General features: G+C 70.5%; 7 protein-coding genes. 1 reads left to right on the forward strand and 6 read right to left on the reverse strand.

Going from position 1 to position 6,982, the window contains the following annotated elements; translation table 11 throughout:
• Positions 1 to 80: 80 nt before the first annotated feature.
• Genes ACIHCX_RS08170 through ACIHCX_RS08185 form a run of 4 tightly spaced genes read right to left on the reverse strand, consistent with a single transcriptional unit; the run spans position 81 to position 3,846 of the window.
• Entirely contained in the window at positions 81 to 875 is a 795-nt protein-coding gene (locus ACIHCX_RS08170) for an ABC transporter permease (RefSeq protein WP_400027781.1), read from the reverse strand.
• 13 nt (positions 876 to 888) lie between these two features.
• A complete protein-coding gene (locus ACIHCX_RS08175) occupies positions 889 to 2,040 on the reverse strand; it encodes a methyltransferase domain-containing protein (protein ID WP_400027783.1) in 1,152 nt (383 codons plus the stop codon).
• Between the two features lie 46 nt (positions 2,041 to 2,086).
• Positions 2,087 to 2,875, reverse strand: coding sequence for an ABC transporter permease (locus ACIHCX_RS08180; protein ID WP_400027784.1), 789 nt, complete (start codon positions 2,873 to 2,875; stop codon positions 2,087 to 2,089).
• Positions 2,872 to 3,846, reverse strand: a complete 975-nt coding sequence (locus tag ACIHCX_RS08185; RefSeq protein WP_400027786.1) for an ATP-binding cassette domain-containing protein — start codon at positions 3,844 to 3,846, stop codon at positions 2,872 to 2,874. Before ACIHCX_RS08185 ends, ACIHCX_RS08180 begins: the two co-directional genes overlap by 4 nt.
• A gap of 382 nt (positions 3,847 to 4,228) precedes the next feature.
• On the opposite strand from ACIHCX_RS08185, the gene ACIHCX_RS08190 reads away from it, so the two are divergent.
• Positions 4,229 to 4,762, forward strand: coding sequence for a DUF3995 domain-containing protein (locus ACIHCX_RS08190; protein WP_400027787.1), 534 nt, complete (start codon positions 4,229 to 4,231; stop codon positions 4,760 to 4,762).
• 22 nt (positions 4,763 to 4,784) lie between these two features.
• On the opposite strand, the gene ACIHCX_RS08195 is transcribed toward ACIHCX_RS08190, so the two are convergent.
• Both ACIHCX_RS08195 and ACIHCX_RS08200 read right to left on the reverse strand, forming a co-directional pair.
• The gene (locus ACIHCX_RS08195; RefSeq protein ID WP_400027789.1) at positions 4,785 to 5,573 is read right to left on the reverse strand and encodes a thioesterase II family protein; all 789 of its coding nucleotides are present in this window, start codon (positions 5,571 to 5,573) and stop codon (positions 4,785 to 4,787) included.
• Positions 5,570 to 6,841, reverse strand: coding sequence for a cytochrome P450 (locus ACIHCX_RS08200; RefSeq protein ID WP_400027791.1), 1,272 nt, complete (start codon positions 6,839 to 6,841; stop codon positions 5,570 to 5,572). The genes ACIHCX_RS08195 and ACIHCX_RS08200 overlap by 4 nt, the downstream gene beginning before the upstream one ends.
• Positions 6,842 to 6,982: the final 141 nt, after the last annotated feature.

The raw sequence follows: 6,982 nt of genomic DNA on the forward strand, positions 1-6,982 counted from the left end.
CCGCTCCGGATCAGTTCGAAAACTCTGTGGCCGGGTTTGGGGCGAGACCGCCCCGGGCTCGTCGGGGGCCCGGGGCGGCCTCACCGCATCGGTCCGGCGCGCCCGTACGCACGCGCCGCCGCCGGAGCGGTCACGGCGATCACCAGCAGACAGAAGACGAGGGCGATCGGCGCCGCGTGACGGTCCGGAAAGCCGGCACCGGCGGCCGTCCCCTCCGTGCCCAGCAGTGCGCGCACCGTGCTGTTCACCGCGGTCACCGGGTTCCAGCCGACCACCTGACGCAGCCAGCCGGGCAGCCCGTCCGGCGGCACGAACGCGTTGGACAGGAATGTCGCCGGCAGAAGGCACACCGGGAGGACCGAGGTGACCGCCTCCGCGTTGCGGAAGGTGAGCCCGAGGAAGATGCCCAGACACGAACACCCGATGCCCAGCAGCAGTTCCAGGCCGACCGCGGCCAGCGCCGCCGTCGGCCGGACATCGCCGGCCCAGCCGGCGATCCGGGCCGCGGGCACCACACTGGCCATCGCCACCGCCACGGGCAGCGAGTCCACCACGATCCGTCCGGAGAGGATGGCGGCGCGGTCGACCGGAAGCGAGCGGAGTCGGTCGAACATGCCGTCCTGGAGGTCGTCGACGACGCCCAGCGCGGAGAGCGCGACCGTCGACACGGCGAGCGAGGTGACCACGCCCGCCGACACGTACGCGCCGTACGGCCCGCCGCCGGGAACCCGCATGCTGCCGCCGAACAGGACCCCCAGGCCCAGCACCATCGCCACCGGCATCACGGTGAACCCGATCAGTTTCTCCGGCAGCCGCAGCAGCTGCCGGAGGTGCCGGCCGGCGATGGCCCGCGTGTCGCCGAGGAACTCCGCCATGTCGCCGCGCCGGTCAGGCGTGCCCGGCGAGCAGGATCCGGTGCATCGGGGTGTCCAGCACCGCGACCCGCCGCAGTCCGGCCGAGGCCAGCCACTGGTCGTAGTCGGCCAGCAGGAAGGCGTCGCCGCCGCCGGTGGCCAGCATGGACGCGGCGAACAGCATCGCGAACCGGTCCTGGATCGACTTGGCGTCCTTCTCGTCGGTGACCAGGTGGTCGGCGATGCAGATCAGACCGCCCCGCGACAGGGCCTCCTTGGACTTGCGCAGCAGCTCCTGCGCCGACTCGGGGGTCTGGAGGTGGAAGATGTTGACGAAGACCAGCAGGTCGTGGTCGGAGCCCCAGCTCTCGGCCCAGAAGTCGCGCACCTGGACGTCGAACCGGTCGCCGACGCCGAGCCGTTCGGCCTGCGCCATGGCGATCGGGGCGATGTTCGGGGCCTCCAGGCCGGTGGCCCGCCACTGCCCGAACGCCCGCAGCAGCAACTGGCTGTACAGGCCGGTACCGCAGCCGATGTCCAGCACGGAGACCGGTCGGTCGGTGGGCCACTCCAGCGTCTCGAACCCGCCGCGCAGCGCCTCGACGATCGGCGGCGCCCAGAAGTTGATGCCGCGCACCAGGGACTCGTAGTTGTGCTCGGTGATCTGGTTGAGCTGGAGCCCGCCGGCCTCGTCGCGGTTGTCTCCGCGCACCGCGTCCGCCAGGTTGCGCCAGGAGTGCCAGGCCAGCTGACGGTCGTACTCGATCTTGCCGACCAGGCTGAACAGCCCGTCCGGCAGCAGGCATTCGTGCATCTCCTGCGACATCCGGTAGACGGCGGGGCCGTCCTCGGCCGGGACGCGGTCGACGATGTCGTAGGCGTACAGGCCGTCCATGAGCACCCGCATCGCCCGCTGGTTGGCGGCGCAGGCCCGGGCGAGCTCGTCGCTGGTCTTCGGTCCGGTGCTCAACTCGGCGAACACACCGAGATCGTGCGCGGCCTCGATGACGCCGGGCGCCCACAGCGAGATCAGATGCTCGTACACCCGGTGGGCGGAGTGCACGACCTTGCCCGCACCCCGCCAGTCGGGGAGCAGCGCGGTGTCCACGAGCGGGCGGACGTTGAGCTCCGGCGCGGGTGTGTCGCCCGCCTCGAAGTCAGCGGGCGTGGTGACACCAGGCGTCATCGCAGTGCTCCTTTGGGGGTAGGCGGCGCCTTGTCGGGCGAGCGGGTCACCGGGCCGCCGCTGTCTGGTACCTGCGCGCGGCGAGCGGCATCGCCAGCGCGATCATCACCGCGATGAGGACCACGGCGACGGGGACGGGGTGAACCGAGGGGAACGAGGTGTCTCCGACGGAGGTGGGGTTGCCGAACAGCTGGCGCAGGGCCCCGACCACCGCCGACAGCGGGTTCCACACCGCGATGGCGCGCAGCCACTCGGGCAGCCCACTGAGCGGGATGAACGCGCTGGACAGGAAGGTGAGCGGCATCATGACCATGGACATCACCGCGCTGACCGCCTCGACGTTGCGCAGGGACAGCCCGAGCAGCGCGCCGAGCCAGGCGGCACCCAGGCCGAGCAGCAGCAGGATGCCGAAGGCGGCCAGCATGCGCGGGGCGCCGGTGTGCACCCGCCAGCCGATCAGATAGCCGACCACGCCCATCACGACGATGGCGATCGTGGACAGCAGCAGGTCGGAGACGGTACGCCCGATCAGTACGGCGTAGCGGGACATGGGCAGCGAACGGAACCGGTCGACCAGGCCGTTGCGCAGGTCGTCGACCACGCCGACCGCGGTGGTCTGGAGGTTGGCCAGCATGACCTGGGCGAAGATGCCGGCCATGATGTACTCGCGGTAGTTGCCGCCCTCGACCTGCATGGCACTGCCGAACAGGAACCCGAAGACGATCACGTACATCACCGGCATCAGCGTCACGCTCAGCAGCCGCTCCGGCACCCGGGACAGGTGCCGCAGATGGCGGCCCGTCAGGGCGAGGGAATCGCTCAGGAACTCGCTCATGTCGCCGCTCCTTCGGCCACCGGCCGCTCGGCGGGGCCGGTCAGGGACAGGAAGACCTCGTCCATCGAGGGACGGCTGAGCCGGAAGTCGGCCACCCGGACGCCCGCCCCGGCCAGTTCGGTGGCCACCGCGGCGATGCCGCCGACGCCTTCGGTCATCGGCACCGAGACCGTCCGCTTCTCCTCGTCCACCACCGGTTCGTCGACGCCGAACCGGCCGAGCACCTTGGTCAGCGCGACGACGTCGTCGGCGGAGGCGGCGGTGACCCGCAGCCGGTCGTCGCCGACCCGGTCCTTCAACTCGTCCGGCGTGCCTTCGGCGACGACCCCGCCGTCCTTCAGCACGGCTATGCGGTCGGCGAGTTGGTCGGCCTCTTCGAGGTACTGGGTGGTCAGCAGGACGGTGACACCACGGCTCACCTGGGCGCGGATCACCTCCCACAGGGTCAGCCGGCTGGCCAGGTCGAGACCGGTGGTCGGCTCGTCCAGGAACAGCACCGGCGGCTCGGCGATCAGGCTGGCGGCGAGGTCGAGCCTGCGCCGCATGCCACCGGAGTAGGTCTTCACCGCACGGTCGGCCGCGTCCGTCAGGTCGAGCCGTTCGAGCAGCTCGTCCGCCCTGGCCCGGGTGGCGCTGCGGCCGAGGTGGTAGAGGGTCCCGATCAGCCGGAGGTTCTCCCGGCCCGTCAACCGCTCGTCCACCGCCGCGTACTGCCCGGTCAGCCCGATGCGCCGGCGTACCTCCTTCGCCTGGCGGCGCACGTCGAATCCGGCCACGGTCGCCTCACCGCCGTCCGCGGCGAGCAGGGTGGCCAGGATGCGCACGGTCGTGGTCTTCCCGGCGCCGTTGGGGCCGAGCAGCCCGAACACCGTGCCGGCGGGGACCGACAGGTCGACACCGTTCAGCGCGTCCTTGACCTGCTTTCCGCCGTAGCGTTTGCTCAGCCCCTCGGCCCGAATTGCTATGTCCACGCATTCACCCCCATACGCTAAAGTCCGCTGATCGCGGATCAACGGTTCAGATCGGACAACGCCGGGTTTCCTGCGGGGAACAGAGAACGCGGGCGGGTTCACCGACCGCGACGACTGCCGCATCGGCGCCGCCGACGCTAGCACCGGCGTGGCCGGAACCGGCCCCCTCATTGAAAACTCCGATATGCACGGGGTTCGCGCCTTCGTGCCCGGTGATAGCGTGCCCGCGGTGTGCTCGGGCTTCGACGTGAGGATTTGAATGGTGCACGAAACACTAATTCCAGGCGAAAGTGAAGAGAATTCTCCTGGTCGGAATCAGGGTACCGAACTGCCGCGCCGGCCGGTCTGGGTTCACCTGGCTTTCCTCTTCACGATTCTCTTCATGCTTCTTCACGTGTACTGGGCCGTGGGCGGCACCTGGGGGCTGCCGCTTCTGGCGCGGCACGACAAGTCCGCGGTGCAGGCGGTCAACTGGGTGGTGAGCGCCATCATGCTGGTCGGCGCGCTCTTCGTCCTCGCGCTGAACCGCCGCACGCAGAGCCGGGTGCGGGCCTGGGTCCTGCTGGTGCCGATGTGGATCGCGGCGGTGGTGTGCGTCTCGCACGCCCTCTACGGATTCGTCACCAAGGCCCTGTACCTGAGCGGACACCACGGAGCGGTCGACTTCCCGGTCGTGCCCGGCGTCGGCGCGGCGGAGGCGGCCGAGGCGAACCATCTCTCGGCCGTGCAGGACCTCCTGGTGTTCGAGCCGTGCTTCCTGGTCCAGGGCCTGGTGCTGGCCCTGGCCGCCTGGCAGTTCCTCCGCACCCGGGGCGCCCGCCGCAGGTGGTGGACGTCGCTGGTCGTGGGCATCCTGGTGATCGACGTGTTCGGCGCGCTGCTCTCGCTCGTGGGCGCGCGCTTCGCGGTCTCCTGACCACCCCCCCCGCGTCGCCGGCTCAGCCGGCGACGCGGGCCGCGGCGAGGTGGCCGGTCAGCCGGCCGGCCAGGTCGCGGACGAGGGACTCGGGGTCGTCCATCAGATAGAAGTGGCCGCCGGGGTACACCCGGTGGGTGAAGCGGCCGGTGGCGCTCACCGCCGCCCACTCCTGCAGGCCGTCGACCGGTACCTGCTCGTCCTCGTCCCCCACGTACGCGGTCACCGGGGTGGCCAGCGGGGTGACCGGGCGCGGGAGGTAGGTGCCGATCAGCCGGAAGTCCGCCCGGATCGCGGGCAGCACCAGCTCCCGCAGGTCCGGATCGTCCAGCACCGTGTCGGCGTCGGGGTCGCCGAGCCGCCGCACCTCCGCCACGATCGCCTCGTCGCCGCCCAGGTGCACGCTCTTGGGCACCACCCGGTGCGGCGGCAGCTGTCCGGAGGCGAACAGCCACCCCGGAGCCGAGCCGGTGCGCTGCTTCAGCCGCAGGGCCACCTCGTAGGCGACGGAGGCACCCATGCTGTGCCCGAACAGCACGAGCCGCTCGCCCGCCCAGCACTGGAGCGCGTCGGCGATCGGCGTGGTCAGCGCGCCCATCTCGTCGATGCACGGCTCCAGGACCCGGTCCTGACGGCCCGGGTAGCACACCCCGGTCACCTCGATGTCGTCGGGCAGCCACCGCGGCCAGTCACGGAACATGCTGGCCGCGCCGCCCGCGTGCGGGAAGCACACCAGCCGCAGACGGGGCCTGGCCACCTTGCGGTAGCAGCGCAGCCACTTCGACGGGCTCACCCCGGCGGACGGGCTCACGCGTGTGCTCCGTTCCCGCCGTCGTACGCCGCCAGCGCCGCCTCGTCCGGCTGGAACCGCACCGGCAGACCGCACAGCCCGGTCAGGAAGTTGGAGTGGATCCGCTGCGGCTCGCCGGTGACCTCGAAGCCGGTGCTGTAGGTGCGCAGCGCGTCCAGCATCGCGTTCACCTCGACCCGGCCCAGATACGCGCCGAGGCAGAAGTGCGGGCCGTAGCCGAAGGTGATGTGCTTGTTCGGCGACCGGTTCAGATCGAAGGTGTACGGGTCGGCGAAGACCTCCTCGTCCCGGTTGGCCGAGCTGTTCCACAGCGTGACGATGTCGCCGGCGGCGATCACCTGGCCGTGCAGCTCGATGTCGGTGACCGCGCGCCGGCCGAAGTGCATCGCCGGCGTCGCCCAGCGCAGCACCTCCTCGGTGGCCGACTCCAGCGTCACCTCCCCGTCGCGGAGCAACCGCCACTGGTCCGGGTGCCGGGTGAAGGTGCGCACCGCGTCGATCATCGAGAGGCGGCTGGTCTCGTCACCGCCGAGGATCAGGCTGTAGCAGTTGAGGACGATGACCTCCTCGCTCAGCGGCTCGCCGTTCACGGTGCTGTTGGCGAGCACGCTGATCACGTCCTCGGTCGGCTTCGCCCGGCGCTCGGCGACCAGCTCGTTGAAGTACAGCAGGATCTCGTTGCGGGCGAGCCAGGCGTCGGTCGCTGACTGGCCCTCCTCGTTCGAGCTGAGCGCCGACTTGTTGAGGTTCAGCAGGAACTCGCGGTCCGCGGTGGGCACGCCGAGCAGGTCGGAGATGGTGTTCATCGGGATGTGCTCGGCCACGTCGGTGGCGAAGTCGCACTCGCCGCGCCGGACGGCCTCCACCACCAGGCGGGTGGTGTTCGTGCGGACCCGGTCCGTGATGGGCTTGAGCGCCTGCGGGGAGAACGCCTTCAGCAGCACGTTGCGCAGGTTCCGGTGCGACGCGCCGTCGGTGACCGCGAGCATCTTGCCCGCGGCGGAGTCGCCCCCGGCGAGGAGCGTCACCAGGACGTTGCCCCTCTCCGAGGTGAGCCGCTTGTTGTCCTTGTACAGCGCCATGACGTCCGCGTAGCGGCTGATCACCCAGAAACCCGGCGCGTCACCGGTGGACGGGTGCCAGTGGAGGGGACGCGTGGTGCGCAACTGGCGCCAGTATGCGCGGAGGTCGTTCTCCTCGAACGTTCTGGGATCGGTCAGATCGACTGTGGAGACATCGTCCGGTATCGACATCGTTTGCGCAGTCATGTCTTCGCCATTCGTCGTGGGCTGCGAAAGGGAATTGCGGCGGTATTTTCGACCGAGGGGACAGCCGGTTCAGGCCCGTGGAAAAGGGTGTCCTTTTCCACGGGCCTGAACCGGTCGGTCGACATCAGCTCCGGGATCCGG

The organism is Streptomyces sp. NPDC052043, from assembly GCF_044548235.1.
GTDB lineage: Bacteria > Actinomycetota > Actinomycetes > Streptomycetales > Streptomycetaceae > Streptomyces.